Genomic DNA, 25,794 nt, shown 5'->3' on the forward strand with positions numbered 1-25,794 from the left:
CCGCGATCAATCCGCGCAGCAGCGGAAGCCGACGTCGGCGTAGCGGCTCGTGCGCGGATCGCCCGCGGACGAGTAGGGGATGCCGCACGCGAAGCGGTCGCGCTGGGGCTCGCGGAAGTCCCACGAGGAGCCGCCGCGGGTAAGGCAGTTGCCGCTGGCGTTGCAGGCGTCCTCCCATTCGCCCGCGTTGCCGCTCATGTCGAAGATGCCCTCGAAGCCTCCGACGCACCCGGGAAACGACTTCACGGGCGCGATTTCGACCACGCCCTCTGCACCGTCGTTGCACGCCGAGGTGTCGAAGGCAGCGCCGTACGCATAGGCGCGTGCGCCGCCGTGCGAGCAGGCGAACATCCACTGGCTCTGCGCCGGATCGCCCGGCGTTGCGGCCGGGGCGTGGCCGCCGCCCACGCGCCCGCAGAGTCGCTTGTTCGCCCAGGCGCAGTAGGCGAAGGCGTCGCACCAGTCGACGTAGGTCACCGGGCTGTCCCCGGCCACGCCGCCGGGGACGGGGCTGCCGTCTTCGAGCTGCGGCGCGTAATTCGTATTGAACGCGCACTCGGGCGGCTGTCCGCTCGTGTCGCCGTTTTTCGCCTGCACGAAGAGCCGGTATTGGTCGATCGTCACCTCGGTCGCATCGATGCAAAAAGAAACACCCGCTCCGTTGCCCACGCGCACGGACGGGGGGCCTTGCGTTCCGGGACACGCCGCCGCACCTCCTTCGAGGCCCGGTCCGGACCCATCCTGGCCGCCGTCCTTCGGCGGCGCGCTTCCTTGCGAGAGAGCTCCGGCGTCGAAGGCGAGGGAACACGCCGCCGCGGCCAAAATGAGAAGAGCGCCCGCGGAAATACCGAAGGCGCCCATCCAGGTGACTCGAGCCACGTGCTTCAGTCTAGTTCAATTGGTGCTTGGGCGGGGGCTCGTCCGATTCCAGGAAAACGGACGTGATTTCGCGTTCGAGGGCGCGGGAAAGCTCGTCCTCGATGGCGTCGAGCGAGCCGGCGGCGCGCTCCACGTTGCGCTGGTACACGAAAATGCGGACGGAGCGCCCGGTGTCAACGCCATTGGCGCCATCTGGGCTGCTCGATGGCGGCAGGCGGTCCAGGATCATGATCGCCCGCGGATCGACGCCGTCGACCACGAGCTCCGCACCCGGCACATCGACCACGTACACCTCCGCCTCGCGGACGTAGCGGCCGAGAAGCGCGTCGAGCTTCTCGATGACCGACCGCACCATGCGCCCGAAGGCCTCCGGCGACGGCGACCAGGGCGGGGCAGCCCGCACGGCATCGAGCATGCGCGCGCGAAGAAACGACTCGGTGGCGCCGCGTTGGTCGCCCCGCTCGTCCCGAACGAGGCCCAAGTAATACTGTGCATCGGGCGACGAAGGATCCCGGCGGACGGCTTCCTCGATGAGCGGGGCGGCCTTGTCGATCTGGCCAATCTCGTAATACGCCCGCCCGATGAGGAAAACGTAGCTGGGGTGTTCGAACGGTCCTTCGGGAATGATCGCCATGGCTTTGGCTGCCTCCTCGGTCTTTCCTTTGCCCATGAGTGCGTCCACCTTCAGGAGCACGCAGTCGGCAATCTCCTCGGGCGTTTCTGCGTATTCGAGCGCGTCTTCGCACATGGCGATCGCCTCGTCCCACTCGCCCATGGGATAGGTGAGAATCTCTGCAGCGTTGAGCATCGCCTCCAGGTACGTTTCGTCCAGAGCAATGGCTTGCTTGTAGTGGTCGAGCGCGTCGTCGCAGTCACCTGCCAACGCCGCGCTAAAGCCCAAAAGGTTGTGGACTTCAGGTGACTGCGGGTCGAGCTCCAAGGCGCGACGCGCGCACGCGATGGCGCCGGTAGCATCCCCCTTTTGAGCCAAATCCCATCCGCGATCGAGGTGGGCCGAGAGTTGATTCACAACACGCAACTTTTCTCACTCGCGAAGGGCCGTCAAGTCGACTGATGCGCGAACCCGCTCGGGCCGGCACATCGCGACGCGTCCGGTCGCCCTCGGCGGAGCCCCGTCGGGCCTCCTCCGGCGCGGGACGGCGACCGACTTTCGCCATCGCCGGCCCGAAAGGTCCCGCTTCTCGGGCTTACTCCTCGCGGACCACCACCCGCGTTCCAGGCCGTTCCTGCGTGCTCATGACCCCGTGCCACCCTTCCGGGAGGGGGGGATCCGTCCACTGGAAAATGGCGCGCGCATCCAAGGGAGAAAGGTTCACGCAGCCATGGCTGCGCTCCCGGCCGAAGTTCGAGTGCCAGAAGGCTCCGTGGAGGGCGATGCTGCCGTTGAAGTACATGATCCAGGGCACGTCCTCGATCGAGTAGGGCCCATCGCTCGCGACATCGCCATCCATGGTCGCCGCAATGTGCTTTTCACGGATGCGGAACGAGCCCGGCTTGGTCTCGTGGTTCTTTTCCTTGATGGGATCTTTCTTCCCCGTGGAAGCGACCGTGACATAAACCGGCTGGGCGCCCTGATAGAGGACCACGGTCTGCGTCTTCAGGTTGACGTCGATCCATTTTTCGTTCGGGCCCAGGTCCTTCGGCGGCGTGGTGGCCTTGGCAACTTGGCCGTCGGCGTTGCGCATCCACCAGCCCTCCTCGGTCTCCCAGTAGCCGAAACCACCGATGCTGACGCTCTTGCCGGTCAGCCCCACGGCGGTGAAGCGGGGGAGGGCCTCGCCGCGGACGGCGCGCTTGTTTCCCTCGGGCAACGTCCATTTGTGGCCACGCCACAGGATGAATCCGACGGGAAGCTTCGTGGGAAGTGGCACCACCTGCGGCGCACCCGCCTCGCCGGCACCGGCGTCGCCGTTGGGCGGGTTGCCCGAGATCGTTGGGATGCCGGGCGGCATGTCTTGCAGCCACACACCGTGAAAATCCGTGAGCAGGCGCTGCACGACCACGCGCTCGAACGGCACGACATTGCCGCCGGTGGTCTTCCACCACTTCGAGTGGTTCTCGGGGTGCTCTTCCTGCTTGTCGAGCGCCAGGAAGAAGCCGCGCACCATGCGCCGCACCACCGGCCCGCCTTCTTCGCCCCGAAGCTCATCAAGGGTGATCTGCGGTTTCCCACCGTCGAAACTTTGCATGTACCACGGCGTGGACGCGTCCACCTCGCTGGTGGAGCTGGTCGAGCTGGTCGAGACCCCGGTGCCGACGCCGAGCGGGTCGTTGGGGTTGACCCCTGGCGGCGCCGCAGTCGCAAAGATGCTTCGTGCGACCCCTGCATCGAGGTCCACCGTAGCCGTCTCTTGGAGCGGGCGCGGTGCGACCTTTTTTCCAGAGAGCCAAGGCTCGTATTCGAGCCGCTCTTCGCGCGACGGGATGTTGCGGTAGAGCGGCATCCCGTGCGTCAGGTTGTAGCCGTAGTCGTAGGGCAGTGGCGCATTCATGTACGGCATATGCGGAGCCAGCTTGATCGTCGGATGATTCAGCTCCAACGTGGCGTACCGTCCGCAGACGAACCCGCCTTGAACGAGCTCGTACCAGCCGTCGGTGCAGTTCGATTTCCGGTGCGCCTCGGGAATGACCGGTACTTTGGAACCCTTCCGCAGGTACCCGATGCGAACCACCTTCTCCCGAGCCGGATCCTTGATGCGCGAACCCTCCGGGATGGGCCATTCCATGTCGCTCATGATGGGCGTCTGCATGAACAGCGCACCAATCAGCGGGCCATCCCAGGCCGCATCGGCGACCTCTTTCGTCGTAGGCTGCGAAGCGTCTTGCCCGCTCGGCGCGTTGCTCGCGACCGGCGCAGGCGAAGGTGCCGCGCCCGCATCGGGCTGGTTCGGTGCGGGAGACGAGTCTTGGCTGCATCCCCCCAGAGAAACTGCAGAGACGGCGCCCGATGCGATGGCTGCGCTGACCGCAGAGACGGTCAGAACGGCGGCTCTCGATAGGATTCGGCGAGAAAAATGCATGAACGAACGCGAGGAAAAATGCTGGGGTGTTGCAGAGGCTACGGCGCTGCTGCCTCTAGTACCGCTGCTTGGTGCTGTCGATCCACTTCTTGGGCTTGGGCTGCTGCTTGCAAGGCGACCCATCAGCCCGATGTTCGGCCTCAGGTTAACGACGAACAAGAACTATGCCGCGTGCAACTCGTGAAAAAAGCGAGTCCTGGCGAAAGCCCTGTGGGAAAAAGAGGAAATAGGCGTGGGTGAGGAGACGCGTTCCCCGCAGGCGGAGCGGTCCATCGTGGCGGGCGCGGCGGATGGCGCACCCACCGCACCGCACGCTACGATGCGCCGGCACCCTCACCGGCATTCGAAAAAGCGGACAGGGCCGGAGAAATTTTGGAACCCGCGCGGTGTTCGCAATGCCTTCGCGGTGACGTTCGTCGCGTCGATTGCGCTGCACTACGCCTTGGGACCATGGTCGCTGTTGCCGGAGCAAAAGCTCGATTTCGTGGATACCGAAGGCGAGCTCTCCATTCCCGTCGACCTGATCGAGGATCAGCCGCCCGAGCCTCCGGCGCCCGAGCCGCCACCGCCACCCGAGGAGACCCCTGGCGGTGGTGTCGCGGCCAAGCCAACATCGGCCAGCAGTAAGGAGGACGCCGGAACGAAGGACGCAGGGGCGGATGCTGCCGACGCGGGCGCCGATGCGGCGGACGACGCCGGTCACGATGCGGAAGCTGACGACGGAGGAAAAGACGACGGCGGCGCCGTGGCCATGGCCGATGCGGGCGCGCTCACCGATGCCGCGGTGGCCGATCGCGGGGATGCGGGCGGGGAGAACAAGTCGCGCGATCCGTCGGCGCTGGTCGCGGCTGCGAGCGATGTGCAGGCGGGGCCGCCGTTGGTGCGGCTCTTCGTGAACATGGAAGAGATCCGCAAGAACCCCGTGGGCGTGCAAATGGGGCCGCTCTTGTCGGCCATTCCACAGTGGGACGATTTCATGTCGGGCACGCAGGTGGATCCGGTGCGCGACACGGATTGGGTCTACATCACGGGGCCATCGCTCTTGCGCACCGAGAGGGACGTCATCCTGGTGCACTATTCGGCGAGCGACAAACTCGTCGACAAGGCCATCGACACCGTGTCGAAGAAGTACGCGAGCGGCGGTGTGTACGATGCGGGCGTGCCGGGCGTGAAGGCGGCGCTGGGCCATGCCGATCGCGCGCAGCGCGTGTTTTTGCGCCCGCAGTCGCGCGTTCTCGCGGTGGTGCCGCCGGACTACGCGAACACGGCGGCGAAGACGCTGGTGAAGGCGAAGGTCGCCACGCACGCCCGCCCGGGCGAAGCGATGCGTCTGACCTTGCAGACGCCGCATCGGCCGATGCCGTTCATTCCGCAGTCCATCTCGGAGATGCGTCTCTGGGTCGTGCCCCGCGCCGACGGCGGCGCCGAGGTGTACGGGGAAGGGGACACGCCCGATCCGGCTTCCGCCGCCGCCGCCGCCGAGGCTTTGCGGAAAGTGGTGCGCGCGCAGAACTCGATTGCCGTGCGCCTCATCACGCAGAACCTGCTCGGCACCGTCGACATCATCGACCAGGGTTCGATGGTGCGCCTCCACGGCCCCGTCACGCGGGAGCAGCTCGATGCGCTGCTCGGCCTGATCGCCGGCCAGCTCGGCGTGACGTTGCCATCGGACCCTGCGCGCCCGCCGCCGACGTCACCTCCGCGCAGCCAGAGCAAGCACTAAGAGAAGAAGAAACCGCCAGTGCGCCAAAAGAGAATCGCCAGGATCGCTAGGGAACCAGCAGTAAACCCTGATTTTTGTTTATTGCTGGCGGTCTTGGCGCCTTGGCGGTTTTCTTCTTCCAGATTTAGCGCCGGTCCCATTCGTATTGGTGCTCGGGGCGGCCCGTGGCGCCGTAGCGGAGGGTCATGCGCACGGTGCCTTCTTGGGCCAGGGCGGCGAGGTAGCGTTGCACCGTCGCGCGGGCGATGCCGAGATCCGTTGCCAGTTCGGCCGCGGAGCGCGGGCCGTCGGCGGCGCGGAGTGCATCGCCCACGAGCTTCGCGGTGACGGGGGATTGGCCTTTGGCGGCGGGCGGGCGATCGCCCTCGTGCAGCAGGCGGAAGGCGCGGTCGATGTCCTCCTGCGACAGCGTTTTCGTCGGCACGGCCAAATGCGCCCGGTACTGCGCGTACGCCGTGAGTCGTTCGTGCAGCTGCTCCGCCGTGAACGGCTTGATGACGTAGTTCAACGCGCCCGCGGCAAAGGCGGCGCGCACCGATTCGGCGTCCGACGCGGCCGTGAGAAGGATCGCGTCCGCCTCGAGCTCGCGCAAAAGCGCGATGCCGGAACCATCGGGCAAATACGAATCGAGCAGCACCAGATCGGGCGAAAGCTCACGGGCCAGCTGCCGCGCCTCCGCTGCGCTGCGGGCCGTTCCCACGACGTTGAACCCCGGCACGCGCTCGGCGAAGGCCGCGTTCACCTGGGCGACGCGGAAGTCGTCCTCCACGACCAGCACGCGGATCATGCGAGCACCTCGGGCAGGCGCGCCACGAACACCGCGCCATGCTCGCCGCCGCCGGGATCGGTCAGCCGCACGTCGCCGCCAAGACTGCGCGCCGCTTGCCGCGTCAGTGCGAGCCCCAGTCCCCGGCCATCGCCCTCGCGCGTGGAGACGCCCTCGAGAAAGATGGACTCGCGCAAGCCATCGGGCACGCCGTCGCCGCTGTCGATCACCGAGACGTGCAACGTCGTGCCGTCGGCGAGGAGATCGATCTCCACACGGGCGGGTCGCCGGCTCCCGAGTTTGGCCGCCTCCAGCGCATTGTCGACGAGGTTGCCCACCACCGTGGTGACCGCCACCGGCGCGATCACCTTGGTCGTGATCCATGTCGTCTCCGCGACCTCCAGCGAGACACCCTTTTCCTGCGCCGCCAGAGTCTTCGCCGAGAGAAACGCATGCAGGCAGGGATCGCGCAGCGCCTCGTCCGGAATGGTCAACGTGCCCGGCTTCAACATGGGCGTGCCCGACAGCGCCTGCACGTACTCCATGGCCTCTTGGTGGTGCTGCATCTGCAACAGGCCCGAGAGCGCATGCAGCCGATTGGCAAACTCGTGCCGCTGCGCGCGCAGCGCGCCCTCGAGGCGGTGGATCGAGTCCAGCTCGCGCAGCGCCTCGCGCTGTTGCACGAGCTCCGCGAGCTCGTGGGGCTCCAGGCCGAAGGTGCGCTGCTTCAGCAGCCGCGCCAGCAGCGCCGATCCCGCGACGCCGAGCAAAAGGGCCGCGACGGCCAACGGTGCGGCCACGAGCAGCAGCGACCAGAGTCGGTCGTAGATGCCGTCGGCGTTGAATCCGACGCTGACCTCCCCCACGATCGCGCCCGTGTGGTCGAACAGCGGCACCTTGCCGCGGGCCGACAAGCCCAAGGTGCCGTGTTGCAGGTTGATCACCTTCTTGCCGCCGACCACCTCGGTGTGGTCGGTGCTGACGCGCTGCCCGAGTTTTTCCGGCGTGGGGTGCGCGTAGCGAATGCCCTCGCGATCCGTGACGACGACGAAGGCGGCGCCCGTGGCGATGCGAACGGCCTCCGCGCGGGCCTGCACGATATGCTCGGGATCGGCGTTCGCCACGGCATCGCCGACCACCGTGTCGGTCGACACACTTTCCGCGACCGCCAGGGCGCGCCGCTGGTACTGCTCGATCAAGCTGTCGCTGAGGATCCACGCCGTCAGCACGAAGCCCACCGCCACCACCAAGGTCACGAGCCCGATCTGAAGCAGCAACATCTGCCGGGTGAAGGGCATGCGCGCCGGCACCATTGCTCGCATGGCCTCGAATGTACCCCTCGCGCCCCGCGCGAGCAAAACGCGCAAAACACGAACAACGGCCAATACGCGAGCAATCTCGACAAGGGTTCGCGCGGCACGCGATGCCGGTTACACGTGGGAAGACGCGCAACAGTACGGAAACGGCGTCGACATGTAGGAGTCTTTCCGATGACCGACAAGCCTGCAGATCCCCTGATTGAAATCCGCGGTGCCACCAAGCGATTCCGAAGTGCCGGCGGCGTCCACACCGCGGTGCGCGATCTCACCATGACGGTGGGACGCGGAGAGTTCGTCGCGGTGGCCGGGCCCACGGGCTGCGGAAAATCGACCACGCTGTCGCTCGTGTCGGGCCTGGAGCTCGCGACGGAGGGCGAGACGCGGGTGCGCGGGCAGCTGGTGAACGGCATCCCCGCCGGCGTCGGCTACATGTTCCAAAACGACGCCATCCTGCCCTGGCGCACGGTGCTCGACAACGTGGCCATGGGCCCGCGCTACCGTGGCGCGAGCAAGGCCGAGGCGCGCGATCGGGCGAGGGCGTGGGTCGAAAAGGTAGGCCTCGCGGGCTTCGAGAGCTACTACCCGCACCAGCTCTCCGGCGGCATGCGCAAGCGCGTGGCCTTGGCGCAAACCTTGGTGAACGAGCCATCCATTTTGCTCATGGACGAGCCCTTCAGCGCGCTCGACGTGCAAACGCGCGCGCTCATGCAAGACGAACTTTTGCGCCTTTGGTCGGGCACCGGCGCGGCCGTGATTTTCGTCACCCACGATCTCGAGGAGGCCATCGTGCTGGCCGATCGCGTGGTGGTCATGACCTGTAGTCCCGCCACCGTGAAGGGCTCCTTCACCGTGCCGCTCGAGCGCCCGCGCCACGTGGAGGAGATCCGCCTCACCACCGAGTTCCTGGAGATCTACAAGGAGATCTGGGAGTCGCTGCGCCAGGAAGTCGACAAGACCCGCGAGCGAGGTGCCCGCCGTGTCGCGTGATGCTCGAACGATGAAAATCTGGGCGCTGCGCCTGCTCCTGGTGGCGGCATGGCTGGTCAGCTGGGAGCTCACGGCGACGTATTGGATCGACCCGTTCTTCTACTCCAAGCCGTCCCTCGTCTGGCAGAAGCTCGTCGAGTGGTTCGTCATGGGCACGAGCCAGGGAACCATCTGGGAGCAGATCGTCGTCACGCTCGAAGAAGCCGTCTTCGGTTTCGTATTGGGCGCATCGGCGGGTGTGCTCTTGGGGATTCTGCTCGGGCAAAAGCCGGTGCTCGCGGACATCTTCGCGCCGTTCATCAAGGCAGCGAACGCGGTTCCGCGCATCGTGCTCGCATCGCTGTTCGTCATCTGGTTCGGCCTCATCGGGCAAACCTCGAAGATTGCGACGGCCTTCGTTCTGGTCTTCTTCGCCGTCTTCTTCAACGCCTTCCAGGGCGCGCGCGAGGTGGACAAAAACCTGGTCAACAATGCGCGGATTCTCGGGGCGAGCCCCTTTCAAATCCTGACGACCATCGTCGTTCCCAGCGCCACGTCATGGATCCTGGCATCGCTCCACTCGGCCTTTGGCTTCGCACTGATTGGTGCGGTGGTCGGCGAGGTCGTGGGCGCCGACAAGGGCCTCGGCCTTTTGATCAATCGCTCGCAGGGCAATTTCGATTCGGCGGGCATTTATGCCGGCATGATCGTGGTCACGGTGCTCGCGTTGGTGGCCGAATGGGTCCTGACGGCATTGGAGAAGCGGCTGTTGAAGTGGCGCCCGCCGTCGGCGAACACGGATGCACAGGTGTGAGCCATGAGACTCGGTACATGCATAATGCTCTCCCTGGCATTGCTGGCCACCGGCTGCCGCGATTCACGCCGTGGCGGGGACAAAGGCCCATTGACCATCATTGTCGGCGGCATCGACAAGGTGATTTATCTGCCTGCGAAGCTCAGTGAACAATTGGGCTATTTCAAAGAGGAGGGCCTCGAGGTCCGGCTCCTCTCCGAGCAGGCCGGCGCGACCGCGGAAATTTCGCTCATCGCCGGCGATGCGCAAGGCGTCGTTGGCTTTTACGACCACACGATCGACCTGCAAACCAAGGGAAAATGCATCACCAGCGTGGTGCAGATGGCCAACATCCCCGGCGAGGTGGAGGTCGTCGCCACCGCCAAGGCGGAGTCGATCAAGAGCCCCGCGGACTTCAAAGGAAAGAAACTGGGGTTCACCAGCCCCGGTTCGTCCACCGATTTTCTGACGCAGTATTTGGCATTGCGCCACGGCGTGCCGACGTCGCAATACACGGGGGTGAAGGCGGGGGCGGGGTCCACCTTCATTGCCGCGCTCGATCAGGGCAGCATCGATGCGGGCATGACCACCGATCCGACGGTGGCGCAACTCTTGAGTACCGGCAAGGCCAAGGTGATGCTGGACATGCGCACCGACGAGGGCACCCGGGCCGCGCTGGGCGGGCTCTATCCGGCGAGCGCGTTGTACATGAATTGCGAATACGTGGCGCTGCACAAGCTGGTGGTGCAAAAGCTGGCCAATGCATTGGTAAAGGGATTGCGCTTCATTCGCGATCACGCGGCGGAGGAAATCGCCGCGAAGATGCCCGCGGACTTCGGCGGCGGAAACCCCGCGATTTACGTCAAAGCAATCCACGATAGCAAATCGATGTTCAATGCCGACGGGCGCATGTCCAAAGAGGGCGCACAGAACGTGCTCGAGGTGTTGAGCCACTGTTCGCCCTCCGTCCGAGGCAAACGGAATTACATCGATCTGGGCAAGACGTACACGACCGAATTCGTCGACAAAGCGGGGGCGGCGCCATGAAGCTGTACCTCTTGTCATACATGATGTGTGTACTCATGTTCATTGCAGGAACGAGCGTGGCACAGCCTCCCGGGCGGGCACCGGAGTTCGTGCGGTCGCCGTACACCGTCACCATTGGCAATCCCGACTCCAATTGGCGAATCACGCCCTACGGCCAAGTGGAGCTCCGTCTCCACCACGATTCCACGCGCAGCTATGCGGACTCCATCGGCGGCGCGGTGCTCGTGCACGACGACAGCCTCGGGAGCAAACGCGGGCGCATGCAGTTCAGCGCGCGCGGAAGCCGCATTGGCTTCAAAATGGAGGCGCCCACGTACCGCGGCATCCGGCCATTGGCGCTGGTCGAGGGCGATTTCGAGGGGAATCAGCCGTCGGACGTCTCCGAGGCATCGTTCTACAACAATGCGACGTTTCGCTTGCGCCACGCGTACATCAAGCTGCTCTCGGATCCCATCGACGTCCTCGCCGGGCAGACGTGGGGGCTTTTCGGACACCAGCCCTTTTTCTTTCCTAGCTCCTCGCAGTCGCTGTTCTATTTGCCCATTCCGAATGCGGTGCTCGTGCGCACGATGCAAGTGCGCATTTCGCACGCGTTCAAATCGAAGCTCGTCGACGTCGAGTTGGCCGCCGCCGTGGTGCGGCCTCCGCAGCGCGATGCGGCGCTACCGGAGGGGCAGGCGGGCGTGCGCGTGCGCTTCAATCGCATTCGCGGCGTTCCTTCCTGCGACGCGGGCACCGATGGGACGCCCACCGACGCGTTGACCATCGGCTTTTCGGGCCTGGTGCGCGCCTTCAGCGTGGACGAGCCCTCTGCCCGGCCCAACGCCACGCGCGAGGCCACGGGGTGGGGCGCGTCCATCGATGCGCTGGTGCCGATCATCCCGGTGAAGAGCGTGGAGAATCGCGGCAATGCCCTGACATTCACCGGGTCGTTCGTGCACGGCCGCGGCATTGCCGATCAGACGCGCACCCAGGCCGGGGCGACATTTCCTCCGCTCCCGGGCTACACGCCCAACGTGGACAATGGCCTCGTGACCTACGACGCCAACGGCAACCTGCGCACCATCGATTGGCGCACGTTCGTGGTCACCTTGCAATATTACCTGCCGCCCACCGGCCGACTCTTTCTCGCGACGAACTACACGCAGGCGCAGTCGAGCAACGTGGCCAGTTTGACCGACTCGAGCCAAGCGGCCCGCGTGTACAAGCTTGCGCGCTACTTCGATGCCAACGTTTTCTTCGACGTGACGCCCGCCCTGCGCGTGGGGCTCTCGTACCACCTCACCGTGCAGCGATTCGTCGACGAGGCGACGGCGCGCAACCACCGCTGGATGCTGAGCGCGTACTATTTCTTCTAAGCCGCGCCATCAGCGTCGATGCGTGCGGATGCGGGCGTTTGTAAGAGCCTGGAATTTCCCGCACGGACGCTTGCAGAGCCTGCGGCTCAAGCCATATTATGGCATCCGAAAATACCGTTATCACTGACATCCGATGTTCGGGGTGGCGTAAGCGGAACGATGAGTCGAAGGCTGTTCGAGGAAATTGTGACCCGCACCGGGCTGGCGCCGATCATTGGCCCGGGCACCGTCCAGCGCGCCTTGCACGCCGTGGGGATCACGTCGCCCGAGCACGCGCAGACCCACGATTACCTGCGGGCATTGCCGGAGCTTCGCGTTCGCATGGCCATCTACCTCGACCCGGCCGCGGTCGAGCAGCGGCTGCGTCAGATCGAAGCGCATTTGAAGCATGTTTCGGGCGCTTAAGGACACATGCTAGAAGCCTGGACCGCCATGAGACTCTTGCGATGCGTGTTGCCGGCGGCGTTGGCCGCCGCGGTTTCGATGTCGTTGCCCGCGTGTTCGAAGAAGGTGGACGAGCCCGAGAAATCGAGCTTCAAGCCGTCGGCTGCCCCGCCCGAACCGCCTGCGCCCACCAAGCTGGAAATCGTCGACGAGGTCGTGGGCACCGGCCGCGAGGCGAAGTCCGGGGACAAGGTCAAGGTGCACTACACGGGCACGTTGATGAACGGGAAGAAGTTCGACAGCTCGCGCGACCGCGGCGATCCCTTCGAGTTCAAGCTGGGCGCCGGCAGCGTCATCAAAGGCTGGGACCAAGGCGTCGTGGGCATGAAGATCGGCGGCAAGCGAAAGCTGACCATCCCGTACGACTTGGCCTACGGCGAAGCGGGGCACCCGCCGGACATCCCGGCAAAAGCGGCCTTGAAGTTCGACGTCGAGCTCATTGCGATCGAATGAAGGACGACAGGCAGGCGGCGAGGGTCGTCGTGGCATCGTCGCTTCCGGGGCCGATGCGCAACGGGCCCTTGGACGAATGGACGACGATCTCGTACGCCTCGCCGACGACGCCCAAAGAGAGTGGCGCGCGGTAGCGGTCGAAGCTGCGGATCTCGTCCCACGAGCGGCTCGCCCCGCCGAAGGTGACGCCGTGTTCGTCGACCACGGCCTCGAGCGGCAAGGTCGCCACGAGGCCGTGCGCCGCCACCGCGAACAGAATGAGAAGGCCGGTGCCCGCCGTCAGAAAGGCGAGGTTCACGCTCTGGCTGCGCGCGTCGAAGTAGAGGCCCAAGGCGACGATGGCCACCGCCACCAGGTGGAGCGAAATCGCCCACACGGCGAAAATCTTCCGCGAGCCCAGCGCAAACGAGAGCCGCCGTGATGACTCGGGCACCTCGCCGCCCGGCACGATCACGCCGCGGCGGAGCGCACGCCGCAGGAGCACGACGAACAGCGTCGTGAGGACGAGGTGCAGCAGCAAGGTCGCGTACTCGAGGCGGTGCACCGAGAGGAACGTGTCGTACGCCCCGTGCAAAAGGGCTGCGAGCAGCACGAACTTCAGCGTGCTCGTGCGGGGTGCCACGAGCTTGCGCCCGAGCGCGTAACCCCAGATGGCGCCGAAGAACATGTGCGCCGGAAGGCTGGTGAAGGCGCGCAGCACCACGAGCCCCGTGGCGAGCCGCCCCAGGGCGAAATAGCGAATGTTCTCCACCGCGGCGAACCCCAGCGACGACGCCACGGCGTAGACGATGCCGTCGACCGGCTCGTCGAACTCGCGCCGGTGCCGCGCGAACGACCACACGCCGAGCCATTTGGAGCCTTCCTCGGTGAGCCCGACCACGGCGGTGAAGACGAGCAGGGCCAGCGGCGCAGCCACGAGCTGGCCGCCGAAGGTCATGGTCGTGGGGTGCAGATAGGGACTTAGATGGATAAGTCCATATTGAAGCACCCCCGCGAGAAGGGCGCTCACGCCGCCCAGCGCGAAGGTGACGCCGACGAGCCACCCCGGCTCGGGGCGCGCACGATCGAAGCGGCGCACGAACGAGAGCCACCCGACGGAGAGCAGGATTGGCAGCACGAGCCCCAAGAGGCCAACGCCCCAGCGCGGTGGAACCTCCCGGGTCGCAACTTGCGTGAGCCCGGGCAGGGGCGGGCTGCTCAGGAGCATGCGCGCACGGTCGGCGCGCGCGTAGGAATCGAGGTCGTCGCCGAACGAGACGGTGAACGAAGGGGCATTCTCGATCCGCTGCGTCGCGAGAGTCTTGCCCGCGAGTACGATGGCCAACGGCTCCTTCGGCGGCACGCGCATCGTCACCGTGGTGAAGATCGTCAGATCGTGCCCGTGGCGCGACGTCTCCACGCGTGCGATCCGGTGTGCGAAGTCGACCAGCGGCGGCTCGAGTGGCTTTCCCTCCTCGTCGATGCGGTGCAGGGTCACGCCCCCGCGCCAACGCAGATAGGTGTCGGCCGTCTCGGCGAAATCGCGGTCCACCGTGACGCGGATCTCGCCGTCCTTTTCGCGAACATCGGCCGCGACCCGTGCCGCTCCGAGCCGGGCCCGCACCCGCGCGACGGTATCCGTCGTGGCGGCCGGCGCCGTGTAAACGAGCTCCACGTCGTTGGTCTGCGCGAGCTGAAGCTCCCCGCAGCCGGCGCAGAAAAGACAAAGCATCCACGCAGTGGAAAGCCAAAGTAACCAGCGGTAGGGTGCGTGATTCATGTCAGCCGATCCCCGCCCGCTTCTCTACGTGGCAGCGTTCGTCATAACGGCGCTTGCCGTCTGGGTCATCTCCATTCTTGCGCGGAAGGGCGAACCTTGGGCACGGCCTCGCGTCGCCGCCGCCCCGGTCCCCGCGGCGGAGCAAAAGCCGCCAGTCGAGAGCTAGAAGATTCACAGGGAGACGGGGAGGCGGGGAGTTTTTGAGGTTTTCCAGTTGGCGCCATGTGCCAAATGGAAATCCCAAAAAATCTCCCCGCCTCCCCGTCTCCCTGTGAATCTCTCACTCCGAAAGACCGAAGAAGTCGCGGATTTTGCTCAGAATGCGCTGTTGCTCCCGGGCTTCGCGTTCACGTTTGGTCGCGTGATCGAGCCCCTCGCGAGAGGCTCCGAGCGCCACGCGCCGGCGCGCCATGGTTTGACTCATGCCCTCGGCGACCTCGGGTCGCTTCTGCAGAATGTCCTCGAAGGCGCCCCGATCGAGTCGGTAGCACTCCACGTCGGTGACGGCGACGATGTCGGCCGTGCGCATTTCGCCGGTCATCAGGGCCATCTCGCCGAAGAAGTCCGGCCCGTCGACGGTGGCCACCGCGTGCGAGACGCCATCCGCGTGCGTGCGGATTTCCACGCGCCCCTGCGTGACGAGGTAGAGCCAATGGGCCGTGTTGCCCTGCCGCGTGATCGTCTCGCCCGCGGCATAAGGTGTAAAATGCAAGCGATCGGCGACGGCGCTTTGCTCCTCCTCGGTGAGCCCGTGAAAGAGCTCCATCGCCCGAACCGCATCGAGCCTCCGTGAGCGGGCCCGCGCGGTTTTCTCCACGGCGTTGTCTTCGGTCGTGAGAAAGACCGTCTGCGCCGGCCGCGCCAGAGGGATGGCGTTGCGGCGCAACGCCGCATGGATGCGCGCGCGCACCTGCGAGGCGGTGCTCTCGTCGGCGCCCAGATCGGTGAGCCAGTAGCGTGCCGAGTAGTACGCGAAGCTATCGCCCCCAGGCCGCGCCAGGTCGACGCAGACGACGGACGGCTTCGGGCTCGCCGCCACGTCCGGAATGGGGGTCGCGGTGATGGCCTCCTCCACGACCCGCATCACCCGCTGCGGGGGAAAGCGAAAATCGACGTGGAAGAACACCGAGACGCGCCGCTGGAGCGGCTCGTTCTCGCGCTTGCCGAGGATCGTGATGTTCTGCGCGAGCAGGGACGCATTGGGCACGATGATCGTGTCCCACTCCTTCGTCTCCAGCACGGTGTGTCGCCAGCGGATCTCTTTGACCTGCCCCGAGCGCCCGTTCTCGAGCGTGATCGCGTCGCCCACGTGGATCGAGCCATCGAGCTGCAGCGCGACGCCGCCCAAAATGTTGCCCAGGGTGGCCTGCAGCGAAAGCGCGACCACGGCGCTCACGAGCGCCGAGGCGCCCAGCACCGAGGCCGGATCCATCCCCGCCTCGTGCGCCACGCCGATGGTCGTCACCACGTAGGCGATGCCCAGGATGATGTCCGACGTGATGCTGACCAGGTCGACCTTCATCCGCGGCAGGAGAAAGTCGAAAACGACGAACCCGGCGAGCGCCACCATGGTGAACGCTTCGAACAGGTCGGCGCCGATCTGAAAACGCGGGCCCCACGTGGTGAAGCCCGCTTTGGTCAGCAGGACGGCGATGCCGTAGAGAAGGACGAAAACCCCGTACAGCGCCAAGGTGCGCCGCATGAGCTTTCGCGACTGCGGCGCAAACCGGTTGACGATGTACGCGACGAGGACGACGACCGCGCCAATCGGCACGAACGACCAGCTCTCGAGGAGCTCAGGGAGCCCGCCCATGCCTCAAGTGCAGATCAGCCGAACGCCGCGTCCATGAGCATGCGCTGCTCGAGGTCGTGGCTTGCCTTGCTGCCGGTGGCCGGGCTTGCGCTCTCGACGCGCGACACCAACGAGAGCGGGAGTCGGTCGGTGATGAATTCGCGCAGGCGCGCATTCAGGAAGTACCACGGCCCCATGTTCCGCGGCTCCTCCTGCACCCAGACGAGCGGCGTGCCGTCGGGGTAGGGGGCAAGGGCTTCCTTCAGCGTGACGTTGAGCGGGTAAAGCTGCTCGAGGCGCACGATGGCCACGTCGTCGCGCTTCAGATCGCGGCGCGTCTTGAGCAAGTCGTAATAGACCTTGCCCGTGCAGAGGAGCACGCGCTTCGTCTGCTTCGGGTCGACCGAGGCATCCGGGATGACCCGCTGGAACGAGCCCGTTGCCAGCTCGTCCACCGTGGAAATCGCCTCCGGGTGACGCAAGAGGCTCTTCGGGGTGAAGACGACCAGCGGCTTGCGCCACGGACGTAGCACCTGGCGGCGCAGCACGTGGAAGACCTGCGCCGGCGTGGTCAGGTTGCAGACCTGAATGTTGTCCTCGGCCGCCGCCTGGAGGAAGCGCTCGATGCGCCCGCTGGAGTGCTCCGGCCCCTGGCCTTCGTAGCCGTGGGGGAGGAAGAGCACGAGGCCCGACAAGCGGTTCCACTTGTCCTCCGCCGACACGATGAACTGGTCGATGATGACCTGCGCACCGTTCATGAAGTCGCCGAACTGCGCCTCCCAGATCACCAGGCCGTCGGGGCAGTCGAGGCTGTAGCCGTACTCGAAGCCGAGCACCGCCGCCTCGGACAGCGGGCTATCGAGCACCTCGAACCGGCCCGGCCCCGCGTTGGCGAGCGGCACGAAGGGCGCGCCCGTCTGCGTATCGTAAAGCACCGCGTGGCGGTGGCTGAAGGTGCCGCGGCGGCAGTCCTGGCCGCTCAAGCGAACGCGGTGACCCTGCTCGAGCAAGGTCGCGTAGGCCAAGGTCTCCGCCGTCTCCCACTGCACCGTGTTCTGCGTGCGCGCGCGATCGCGGCGCGCCTTGATGAGGGCGTGCGCTTTCGCGTTGGGGGTGAAGTCGTGCGGAACCTTCGTGAGGCGATCCAAAATGTCGAGAAGGTGGTTCTTTTCGACGTGCGTGGGCACCTCGGGAACGAGGACGTCCGGCCCGCCGTAGTACGGCGTCCAGAGGCCTTCCATCGCGCTCGGCAGCGTGTGGTAGTCGCCCTTGCGCGCTTCGACCAAGGCGTCGTCGAGGCGCTGCTTGCTGGCGCGCTCGATGTCGTCGGCCTGCTGCCGCGTGATGCGATGGGTCTCCAAAAGCCGCTGCACGTACACCTCGCGGACCGTCGGCTTCTTGTCGATCAGCGCGTACATGATGGGCTGCGTGAAACGCGGCTCGTCGCCTTCGTTGTGGCCCAGTTTGCGGTAACAGTAGACGTCGATCACGACGTCCTTCTGGAAGCGCTGGCGGTATTCCATGGCCAAACGCGTGACCTGGATGACCGCCTCCGGATCCTCACCGTTCACGTGGAAGACCGGGGTCTTCATCATACGGGTGATGTCCGTGCAGTAACGCGTCGAACGTGAATCCTTCGGCAGCGTCGTGAAGCCGATCTGGTTGTTCACGACGACGTGGACGGTGCCCTCGGTGGAGTAGCCTTCGAGGCCCGCGAGGTTCAACGTTTCGGGAACGACGCCTTGGCCCATGAAGGAGGCGTCGCCGTGGATGAGGAGCGGCAGGACGTGCTTGCGCTTCGCGCGATCTTGCTTGGCGCGCACGCGGCCTTCGACGACCGGATTCACGAACTCGAGGTGGCTCGGGTTGAAGGCGAGCGAGAGGTGCACCGTTGCGCCCGACGAGGTGACGCGGTCCGTGGAGTAGCCGAGGTGGTACTTCACGTCGCCGCCGCCGAGGAAGCGCTCGGGCTTCTTGTCGTCGAACGCGGCGAAGAGCTCGCGCACGTCCTTCTCCATGATGTTCGCGAGCACGTTGAGGCGGCCGCGGTGCGCCATGCCGAGAACGATCTCGCCGACGCCGTGCGTTCCCGCCTCGTCGACCAACATGGCCAAGAGGGCAATCACGCTTTCGGCGCCCTCGACCGAGAAGCGGCGTGCACCGAGGTAGTTCTTCGCGATGAAGTTCTCGAAGACCTCCGCATCCGTCAGCTTGGTCAGGATGCGCACGACCTGCTTGTGATCGAGCGCGGCGCGGTTGCGCGTCGACTCCATGCGGTGCTCGAGCCAGTCGCGCATCTCCGGCTCTTCGATGTGCGTGTACTCCACGCCAATCGAGCCGCAGTACGTCTCGCTCATGTGCGCGACGATCTGGCGAAGCGTGGTGCGCTCGGGCAAACCGGAGATGCCGCCGGTGGCGAACGTGTTCTCCAGATCTTGCGGCGCGAGATCGAAGTTTTCCAGATCGAGCTCGGGCGAGGCGGCGGGCGGCGCTCCGGCGACCGTGGGATCGATGCTGGGATCTTTCACCAGCGGATCGACCCGCGCGAACAAGTGTCCGCGCGAGCGGTACATGTTCACGAGCTGATAGACTCGACCTTGGACGGCCACCGCATTGACGAGTTGTTCCTCGGCGCGGCTGATTGTAAGCGGGGGCGGCACGTACGAAGCGCGCGCGCTGCCATTGAGCCCTGCGGACGCCGCTGCACCGTTACCGTTCTTCACGGCCGTCGGCGGCGCACCACCGGGCGCGGCCCCACCAGCACTGGAAGCCCCGGAGACCACAGCAGGCGAGACCGTCGCAATGGGCGCAATGGATGCACCGTTTCCATTCGAGGCCCCATTCAGGGACTCGAAAAACTTGCGCCATTTAGCGTCTACAGCCTGCGGGTTCTGTTGGAATTTTGCGTGAAGCTCCTCAACAAGACCTGCATTGATTCCGAACTCGTCGAACATTCGGCGGCTACGATACTCCATCTTCGCGGGTGTGCCGCAAAGACTAACCGTAAAAAACCGGTTACTTGTTCGTCAGCCAGGCGAACAGATCCGCGGACGGGTCGAGCGCGACGAGAAGGGCGTCGACGGAAATGGCCGTTACGGTCGTACCGTGGGGAGCGACGTGAACCCCATCGGGATCACGCCACACGACGACCCGCACCGCCTGAGAAGGCTTTTGCACCGGACCGCGTGCCGCAATGCGGCTTTCATTGGTGTACGACGGGCGCGAAGCGCGCGGTTCTTGCTCCAGATTGGGCCGCGAACCACGCGGCTGCGTATCGGCGGCAGCGACCGTTTCGTCCGGCGAAGCGGCGAGAACCTCTTCGCTGTAAGCCGGCGTACCAATACGGGTTTTCGTCGCGTCGTCAAACGAGAAATTGGGCAGTTCGTTTCCGGCAACGGCCTCCGTCGGCCACGATTCGATGTCCTCGGGCGAGCCGAAGTTCGTATTTCGGAGAATGTTCTCGATGGCTTGCGACGATGCCGGCGGCGACGTCAGGTGGCTGTCGCTCTCGACCGCCGGCGGGGCCGCGGTGGGCGTCTCCATCACCTGGCTCGTATCGGGCCTAGCCCCGGGCGCCACGAAGGTGATGCTCTCGGGCCCCGACGGGTACACTTGCGTGGACGCAAAGCTGACGTCCTCCTGGCTCGAGATCGATGAGGTGGACGAGTCGTCCCAGGCCCCGGCCGGGCGCGTGGTGCGCTGGCCTTCGCGACCGGCCAGATTCTGCGACACGATGACTTGAGACACCTCGGAGCTCGCATCCATCTGCGGCGGCGGGGCAGCCGGCGTGTCGTGCTTGCTCGCGAGCGGAAACGGCTCCGCGCTGATCGGCTGCGTGGTGCTGGTCGTCCCCGACGAGGGGCGATCGGGCAGGCTTTCTTGGCGCGGGCTGGAACCGGGAATCGCCGAGACGGAGACGAGGTTCTTCGACGAAATCGCCTCGATGACCGCGGGAGCCTCGACCCGCGGCGGCGGAGGCGGCGGCGTGGGGGCCCGCGCCGGCGCCGGCGGCGGCTTCGAAGGAACGCGCGGTGATTGCGAGGCCCGCGGCGGCAGCGGCGGCGGTGTCGCATCGGAGATGCGCGGACGGGGTCCGAGAAGACCCAGGCTGGGATGCTTGGGGCGCGCCGACTTGCCCGCCGCATTGTTCAAGAGCGCCGCCCCGGTGGCCGAGCGCGGTGGTGTGGGGAGCGTCTTCGGCGGAGCTGGAGACGCGCCCGACGGGGTCGAGGTCCGCGTCGATCCCGACGACGCCGTGGGCGGTGCTGGCGACCGCTCCTGCGGTGCCGATGGACGCAGCGCGCGCGGGGAGGGGGCTGGCGGCGGAAGCGGAACAGCGGGGCGCACCGGCTGCTGAGAAGGGGGCGGCGCCGGCGGGACGAGCGGGCTCAGACGCACGGTGGCCTTTGGAAACGTGCCTCCGCCGCCTTGAGGTGTGGGCGGCGGACGGACCGAGGAACCGATTTCCCAGCCGAGTTCGTCGATGCGGGTCGTCAGATCGGCGGCGGCCTTTGCCAAGGCGAGCGCGCGATCGTCGGCCTCGGCCTCGCTTGCGGCTTCGGCCGCGCGACGGAGCCACTTGAGTGCGTCCGTGTGCTCACCGCGATCCCACGTGGTTTTCGCGGTTGAAAGTGCCCACGATACGTCTTCATGATCATCGGCGAGGGGGGCCGGAATCGGATTTTCGCGGGCCTCGACCTTCGATTCGTCAGCCATGTCGGCGTGTCCTCGGTGAGCGCAGCTTGCGCTGTCGGTCCACTCGTCGGAAAAAGGTCACCCATGCACGTTATCATCAATGGAGAAGGGCGCGACATTCCGGAAGGTCTCACCGTGCGGGGCCTGCTGGCCCACCTGGATCTGGCCGGCGGACCCGTGGCTGTGGAAATCAACCGCGAAATCGTGCCTCGGGCCGATCATGAGCACCATCCCGTCTCCCCGGGCGACGCGATTGAAATCGTGCACTTCGTGGGTGGCGGGTGAGAAAATCAGGATTTAGCGCAAGAATGAAGCCTTAAACCAGGGTTCGCGCCTTCTTGACGAGGGCCTGGACGGCTTCGTGGGCGCGGGCGGGGAGGGTGGCCGCGCCCCCGTCGTCGGTGGGAAGAGGCTTCCCGATGCACACGGTGACGCGTGTGGGCGGTGCGCCGGACATCCTCTCGAGGTGGGCCCCGAAGCTCTCGCCCACGAACGCAGCCTCCGAGCCCGCTTCGTAGGCGATGCCCACGGGCAACACGGGCACGCCCGCGCGGATGGCCGCGACGAAGCCTCCCCGCAAGAACGGACGCACGTCATCGTCCGGAAACGTGGTTCCCTCGGGAAACACGGAGACGATGTCCCCCTCGGTCAGGCGCGCGGCCATGGCGCGGATCACGCGCGCACCGCTTTGCTTGTTCGTGCGCTCCACGAACAAGGTGCCCACCTTGCGGGCGGCGGTGCCGATGATGGGCCACCGCGAAAGATCGGCCCGCGAGACCACGCAGCCGCCGAAGGTCGACAGCATGAGCGCGATGTCGATGGTGGAGCGGTGGTTGGCCACGACGAGGTAACCGCCCTGACGGGTGGGCACGTCCCCCACGATGTTCGGGTGGACGGAAAAGAGCTTCAACAAGGCCCGCGACCAGCGCCCCGTCCAGCGGTCGCGCAGATCTTTGTGCTCGCTCTTGCCCACGCCGACGAGCATCGCGTCGCGGGCCACGTAAAGGGGAAGGTACGTCGCCGTGATGAGACCAAAACCGGCCACGCGAATCGGTTTTCGTACGAAGTTCAGTTTCATGATCACCAGAGTTTCCGCATCGCGAATGCCACCCACTCCATGCCCCGACGCAGCGTACCGCGCTGGCGCCACGTGGCCAGGTCGATGGGAAGCGCCCGAGCGAGATCGTGTTCGTACCAATGGCGAACGTGCCGCGCGAAGGCGGCGTCCTCCACGGCCAGGTTGACCTCGAGGTTCTTGCGCCAAGAGCGTTCGTCGAGGTTGTAGCTGCCAATCGTGGCGAAGCTCTCGTCCACGATGGCAACTTTGGAATGCAGGATGGGGCCGGGTAGCGCGTACACCTCGACGCCGTGCCGCAGCAGTTGCTCGAACATCGCCTCGACGGCGAACTGCACGATGGGTACGTCGCCGCGCGCGGGCACCAGCACGCGAATGCGCACACCGCGCGAGGCCGCGCGGAACATGGCGCGGCGCACGCCGCCGTCGGGCACGAAGTACGAATTGGCGATATCCACCGATTGGCGCGCGTTGGCGATGCGCACGACGTACTCGCGACGGATGCTGCGCCGGCGCCGCCAATTGTTGGCGAGCACCCAGACGGGGCGCGACCGGCGTCGCGGAAAGGGCGGAACGTCGCGGGGGCGCAGGGTGCGGGTGATGCGGCGCCAGGTCTCGTAAAAAAGCGAGCGAAACTCTTCGACACATGGGCCCTCGACGGCGACGGCGTCATCGCGCCAGCCTTCGCCGCCCTGCTCGAGGGGAAGCCAGGGATCGCTCAGGTTGATGCCGCCGGTGAAGGCCACGGTGTCGTCGGCGACGAGGAGCTTGCGATGATCGCGTTGCTCGACCCGGTCGAGCTGAAAGCTTTGCGCCAGTGGAAAGAGCGAATGGTATTCGTGGACCTCACCGCCGGCGCTGCGCAACGGTTGCCACCAGGACTCGGTGATGCCCAGGCTTCCGACGGCGTCGTAGATGACCTTGACCTTGACCCCGGCGCGGGCGCGGCTCACCAACGCATCGCGGAAACGCTCGCCGCAGGAATCGGCGCCGATCCAGTACATCTCGAGAAGCACTTCGTTCTGCGCCTGGCGGATGGCCTCCAGCATCACGGGAAACGTCTGCGCGCCGTCGCGGAGGAGCCGCACGCGGTCGGCACCCACGTGGAACCAGGGTTGGTCGGCCTCCGTGGGGGCATGCGGGCCGGCTTCTTCTTCTTCAGGCTCGGCGTCGGACTCGAACGAAGGCGGGGGGCTCACGGAGTCGCTTTCGGTGCGCGGGGAGGTCGGGCGGCCGCGATGACCAGTGCGTCATCGCGAAGGGTGGTTGCAGCAAAGGAGCGTAGCGCGTCGAGCGGCGGCGGCGCATCTCGATCGTGCGTCGGAGCGTCCCGGAAAAGCGCCAGCAGGCGCCCATGTGGTTCGAGGAGAGCCCGTTGCTCGGCGCGCGCGCGTGCGGCCGCGGCCCGCTGCCGATCCGCCTCGTCGAGGCCGCGCTGGCGCAGCCGATCCAGCAGCGCGCGCGTTTGCGCCACCGCCCCATCGAGCGCCCCGTCGGCGGATGCGATGCGGACGACCAGCGCCGAGCCCCGCGCGGGGCCGACGACGGTTGCGCTCCACGAACGCGCCAGGCCGGGGCCCCCCAGGGCGCGCGCAAGGAGGCCATCTTCGCCGTCCAGGGCCAGCGCGAAAAAGCGTGCAAGCTGCACGGACTTCTCGTCGCCGCGCGGGAGCGGGAGCGCCAGCCACGCTTGACCCGCTTGCTCGGGCGAGCCCGTGGGATCGAGCCAATACGTGCCTGGGCGGGGCGGCGGTGGCTCGCTCGGTGTGGGGCAGGCGCGCGCCTCGCCCGAAGCGCGGCGCGGCACCCAGCGATCCACGGCGCGTGCAGCCGCCGCGCCTTGTGCGGGGCTCTCGTTGGCGAGAACCGCGACCCGCAGCGGCCCTGCGCGAAGGCCCGTGGCGCGCGTTCCAAATGCGCCGTCCGAGGCGCGCGCCAGCGCCACGGGGCTTCCCGTGGGCGAGAACCACGAAGGCCGCCCTGGTACGATGCCGCTCGAGAGCGCGACCAGCGCGCGCGCGGGAACGTTGTCCCCGACGGTAAGGAGCGACGCGCGCACTTGGGAGATCGCGTCCCGTTCGGGCCCTTCGGCAAACGCGCGCGCGGCCGTGTCAGCGATGCGCCGGGCCTGCGCGAGCGGCGTCTCGCCGGGGAGCGCGGGTCCGTGGGCCAAAAGCCCGATGGCGTCGGCGGAGGCCCACGGCGCGATTTCGAGGGAAGTTCCCGCATGATCGCGTGCTCTTTCGGCCGCGAGCATCGCAAACCCGGCGCCGAGGCCCGAGTCCGACTCCACCTCGGGCACCGTTCCGCAGGGCGATGCCAGGAGCAACCACAGGTCCGATTGGCCGCGCTCCACGCGAATGCGGGGCTCCACCACGGGATCTTTCCACGCCGCGAGCGCGCGATCGACTTCGGTGCGCACGGCCTCGGCGCTCGGCATCGCCGTCGCATCGCGCGAGCCTGCGAAGCCGACGGCGACGAGCATGCGCGGCTCTTTCGCCGCGGGCGCCGCGCGCTGATAGAGCGTCCACCATGCTCCGCGTTCGGCCGCTTCCCGCGGATCGCCCGCGCGCCGGGCAAGCGCCAACGGCTGCGCAGAGTCGTCCGTGTCGGCCAGCTCGGCGAGCACCTCTTGCCGGACCAGCGCGATGGCCGTGGCGAGGCGCGCAGTCGGATTGGGCCCGAGATCGCGCGCATCCAAGGTCACCGTAAGGCAGCCTCCCTGTGCGTGCGCCGTGGCGGTGACGTCGCGCACCGTCGCGCCGGACTCCGTCGCCTCCAGCCGCGAGGCGAGGGGACCCCGCGGATCGCCCAGGCTCGGCGCAATGGCGGCCGCGCGCGTCGCATCGCCCGTGCGAAAGGCCAGAATGGCGCGCGCTTCGGCGACGCCTTCGCTGCGCGCGTCGTACACCACGGGCGGCGGCGCCTCCTCCGGCCAACCAGAGACCGGCAGTTGCGCGGCCCGCGGCCACGCCGGCAAGCCATTGAGCGCTGCGATGACGTCGTTGGTCGCACGCGGGATGCCCGCGACCGACAGCGCCACGCGGCCCAGGCCATGCGCCGCGCGCCGCCAGGCCTCCACGTCGGCGAGGGTGGGCTCCGCGGGGGCGGGGATCGCGCCAAACGGCTCCCCCCGGCAGCGCGCCACCTCGGCGAGCCCGGGATCGTGCAGCGGCTTGTTGGCCAGCGCGCGAAGCTTCTTGACCACCGCGGGCATCTCCGCCGCGGTCACCGGCGCGAGCAGCGCACGCTGCACCGCCGTGACCTGCTCCGAGGGTCGCTCGCCCAAAAGCCCTCGCACGCGGTAGCCCTCCCAGGCCGGCGTCACCACCGCCGCAGGCCAACGCGGGGCAAGCCGCGCTTGCGTCAGCGCCGCCAGTGCCACCGCCGCCTGCGCGCCGCGTTCCGCCGCGACCCCGTAGGTCCACACCGCCACCGCGAGCCCGGCGCCGGGATCGCCGTCACGAACGATGGCCGCCACCGGCGGGCGATCCCCGGCTACGCCGCCCGCTTTCGGAACTGCGGGAGGCGGCTCGGCCGCACCACCGCATGCCGCCACCGCGGTCAGACAGAGGATCCAAGGAACGAGACGACGAGAAACTCCATCCACAGCGGAACCGTTATCATCAAAATCGGCCCACCCCTCAACTTGCTGGCGCCTGCCCAAAAAAGGACATCCATCGA

General features: G+C 66.8%; 22 protein-coding genes. 10 read left to right on the forward strand and 12 right to left on the reverse strand.

The window, feature by feature from the left end; translation table 11 throughout:
• Positions 1-6 precede the first annotated feature (6 nt).
• The 3 genes from LZC95_18125 to LZC95_18135 form a co-directional block, all read right to left on the reverse strand.
• Positions 7-879, reverse strand: a complete 873-nt coding sequence (locus LZC95_18125; GenBank protein WXA98735.1) for a formylglycine-generating enzyme family protein — start codon at positions 877-879, stop codon at positions 7-9.
• Between the two features lie 10 nt (positions 880-889).
• Positions 890-1,909, reverse strand: coding sequence for a tetratricopeptide repeat protein (locus tag LZC95_18130; protein WXA98736.1), 1,020 nt, complete (start codon positions 1,907-1,909; stop codon positions 890-892).
• Positions 1,910-2,087: 178 nt separating this feature from the next.
• On the reverse strand, positions 2,088-3,920 hold the full coding sequence (locus LZC95_18135) for a L,D-transpeptidase (protein WXA98737.1): 1,833 nt from the start codon (positions 3,918-3,920) through the stop codon (positions 2,088-2,090).
• Here LZC95_18135 and LZC95_18140 point away from each other — a divergent pair.
• Both LZC95_18140 and LZC95_18145 read left to right on the forward strand, forming a co-directional pair.
• Positions 3,919-4,104 (forward strand): hypothetical protein, encoded by a 186-nt coding sequence (locus LZC95_18140; GenBank protein WXA98738.1) that lies wholly within the window; start codon positions 3,919-3,921, stop codon positions 4,102-4,104. The two genes, LZC95_18135 and LZC95_18140, sit on opposite strands and share 2 nt — an antisense overlap.
• Positions 4,105-4,152: 48 nt before the next feature.
• Positions 4,153-5,643, forward strand: a complete 1,491-nt coding sequence (locus tag LZC95_18145; GenBank protein WXA98739.1) for a hypothetical protein — start codon at positions 4,153-4,155, stop codon at positions 5,641-5,643.
• Positions 5,644-5,767: 124 nt separating this feature from the next.
• Here LZC95_18145 and LZC95_18150 read toward each other — a convergent pair whose 3' ends face one another.
• Entirely contained in the window at positions 5,768-6,430 is a 663-nt protein-coding gene (locus tag LZC95_18150) for a response regulator (GenBank protein ID WXA98740.1), read from the reverse strand.
• On the reverse strand, positions 6,427-7,731 hold the full coding sequence (locus tag LZC95_18155; GenBank protein ID WXA98741.1) for an ATP-binding protein: 1,305 nt from the start codon (positions 7,729-7,731) through the stop codon (positions 6,427-6,429). Before LZC95_18155 ends, LZC95_18150 begins: the two co-directional genes overlap by 4 nt.
• Positions 7,732-7,899: 168 nt before the next feature.
• Between LZC95_18155 and LZC95_18160 the strand changes: the two genes are divergently transcribed.
• From LZC95_18160 to LZC95_18185, 6 genes are all read left to right on the forward strand, one after another.
• Positions 7,900-8,715, forward strand: a complete 816-nt coding sequence (locus LZC95_18160; protein WXA98742.1) for an ABC transporter ATP-binding protein — start codon at positions 7,900-7,902, stop codon at positions 8,713-8,715.
• Positions 8,716-8,725: 10 nt separating this feature from the next.
• A complete protein-coding gene (locus LZC95_18165) occupies positions 8,726-9,508 on the forward strand; it encodes an ABC transporter permease (GenBank protein ID WXA98743.1) in 783 nt (260 codons plus the stop codon).
• A gap of 24 nt (positions 9,509-9,532) precedes the next feature.
• On the forward strand, positions 9,533-10,534 hold the full coding sequence (locus LZC95_18170; GenBank protein WXA98744.1) for an ABC transporter substrate-binding protein: 1,002 nt from the start codon (positions 9,533-9,535) through the stop codon (positions 10,532-10,534).
• A complete protein-coding gene (locus tag LZC95_18175) occupies positions 10,531-11,892 on the forward strand; it encodes a hypothetical protein (GenBank protein WXA98745.1) in 1,362 nt (453 codons plus the stop codon). Before LZC95_18170 ends, LZC95_18175 begins: the two co-directional genes overlap by 4 nt.
• A gap of 159 nt (positions 11,893-12,051) precedes the next feature.
• Positions 12,052-12,297, forward strand: coding sequence for a hypothetical protein (locus LZC95_18180; GenBank protein ID WXA98746.1), 246 nt, complete (start codon positions 12,052-12,054; stop codon positions 12,295-12,297).
• A gap of 174 nt (positions 12,298-12,471) precedes the next feature.
• The gene (locus LZC95_18185) at positions 12,472-12,789 is read left to right on the forward strand and encodes an FKBP-type peptidyl-prolyl cis-trans isomerase (GenBank protein ID WXB00351.1); all 318 of its coding nucleotides are present in this window, start codon (positions 12,472-12,474) and stop codon (positions 12,787-12,789) included.
• Here the strand turns inward: LZC95_18185 and LZC95_18190 are convergent.
• Positions 12,773-14,548, reverse strand: a complete 1,776-nt coding sequence (locus LZC95_18190; protein ID WXA98747.1) for a PrsW family intramembrane metalloprotease — start codon at positions 14,546-14,548, stop codon at positions 12,773-12,775. The two genes, LZC95_18185 and LZC95_18190, sit on opposite strands and share 17 nt — an antisense overlap.
• Between LZC95_18190 and LZC95_18195 the strand changes: the two genes are divergently transcribed.
• The gene (locus LZC95_18195) at positions 14,547-14,714 is read left to right on the forward strand and encodes a hypothetical protein (GenBank protein ID WXA98748.1); all 168 of its coding nucleotides are present in this window, start codon (positions 14,547-14,549) and stop codon (positions 14,712-14,714) included. The genes LZC95_18190 and LZC95_18195 overlap by 2 nt on opposite strands.
• Positions 14,715-14,828: 114 nt before the next feature.
• Here the strand turns inward: LZC95_18195 and LZC95_18200 are convergent, their stop codons facing one another.
• From LZC95_18200 to LZC95_18210, 3 genes are all read right to left on the reverse strand, one after another.
• Positions 14,829-16,361 carry a mechanosensitive ion channel family protein gene (locus LZC95_18200; GenBank protein ID WXA98749.1) on the reverse strand — a complete coding sequence of 511 codons (1,533 nt, stop codon included), beginning with the start codon at positions 16,359-16,361 and terminating at the stop codon, positions 14,829-14,831.
• Between the two features lie 14 nt (positions 16,362-16,375).
• On the reverse strand, positions 16,376-19,294 hold the full coding sequence (locus LZC95_18205) for a 2-oxoglutarate dehydrogenase E1 component (protein ID WXA98750.1): 2,919 nt from the start codon (positions 19,292-19,294) through the stop codon (positions 16,376-16,378).
• Between the two features lie 61 nt (positions 19,295-19,355).
• Positions 19,356-21,056: a hypothetical protein gene (locus tag LZC95_18210; GenBank protein ID WXA98751.1), complete on the reverse strand. Its 1,701-nt coding sequence runs from the start codon at positions 21,054-21,056 to the stop codon at positions 19,356-19,358.
• A gap of 63 nt (positions 21,057-21,119) precedes the next feature.
• Between LZC95_18210 and thiS the strand changes: the two genes are divergently transcribed.
• Positions 21,120-21,320 carry a sulfur carrier protein ThiS gene (gene thiS / locus LZC95_18215; GenBank protein ID WXA98752.1) on the forward strand — a complete coding sequence of 67 codons (201 nt, stop codon included), beginning with the start codon at positions 21,120-21,122 and terminating at the stop codon, positions 21,318-21,320.
• Positions 21,321-21,351: 31 nt separating this feature from the next.
• Here the strand turns inward: thiS and LZC95_18220 are convergent, their stop codons facing one another.
• The 3 genes from LZC95_18220 to LZC95_18230 are packed head-to-tail and all read right to left on the reverse strand — an operon-like array spanning position 21,352 to position 25,720.
• Positions 21,352-22,113 (reverse strand): 1-acyl-sn-glycerol-3-phosphate acyltransferase, encoded by a 762-nt coding sequence (locus LZC95_18220; protein WXA98753.1) that lies wholly within the window; start codon positions 22,111-22,113, stop codon positions 21,352-21,354.
• A gap of 2 nt (positions 22,114-22,115) precedes the next feature.
• Positions 22,116-23,309: a phospholipase D-like domain-containing protein gene (locus LZC95_18225; GenBank protein ID WXA98754.1), complete on the reverse strand. Its 1,194-nt coding sequence runs from the start codon at positions 23,307-23,309 to the stop codon at positions 22,116-22,118.
• Positions 23,306-25,720, reverse strand: coding sequence for a hypothetical protein (locus tag LZC95_18230; GenBank protein WXA98755.1), 2,415 nt, complete (start codon positions 25,718-25,720; stop codon positions 23,306-23,308). The genes LZC95_18225 and LZC95_18230 overlap by 4 nt, the downstream gene beginning before the upstream one ends.
• Positions 25,721-25,794 lie beyond the last annotated feature (74 nt).

Source organism: Sorangiineae bacterium MSr12523, from assembly GCA_037157775.1.
In the GTDB taxonomy this organism is placed as follows: Bacteria; Myxococcota_A; Polyangia; order Polyangiales; family Polyangiaceae; genus Pendulispora; species Pendulispora brunnea.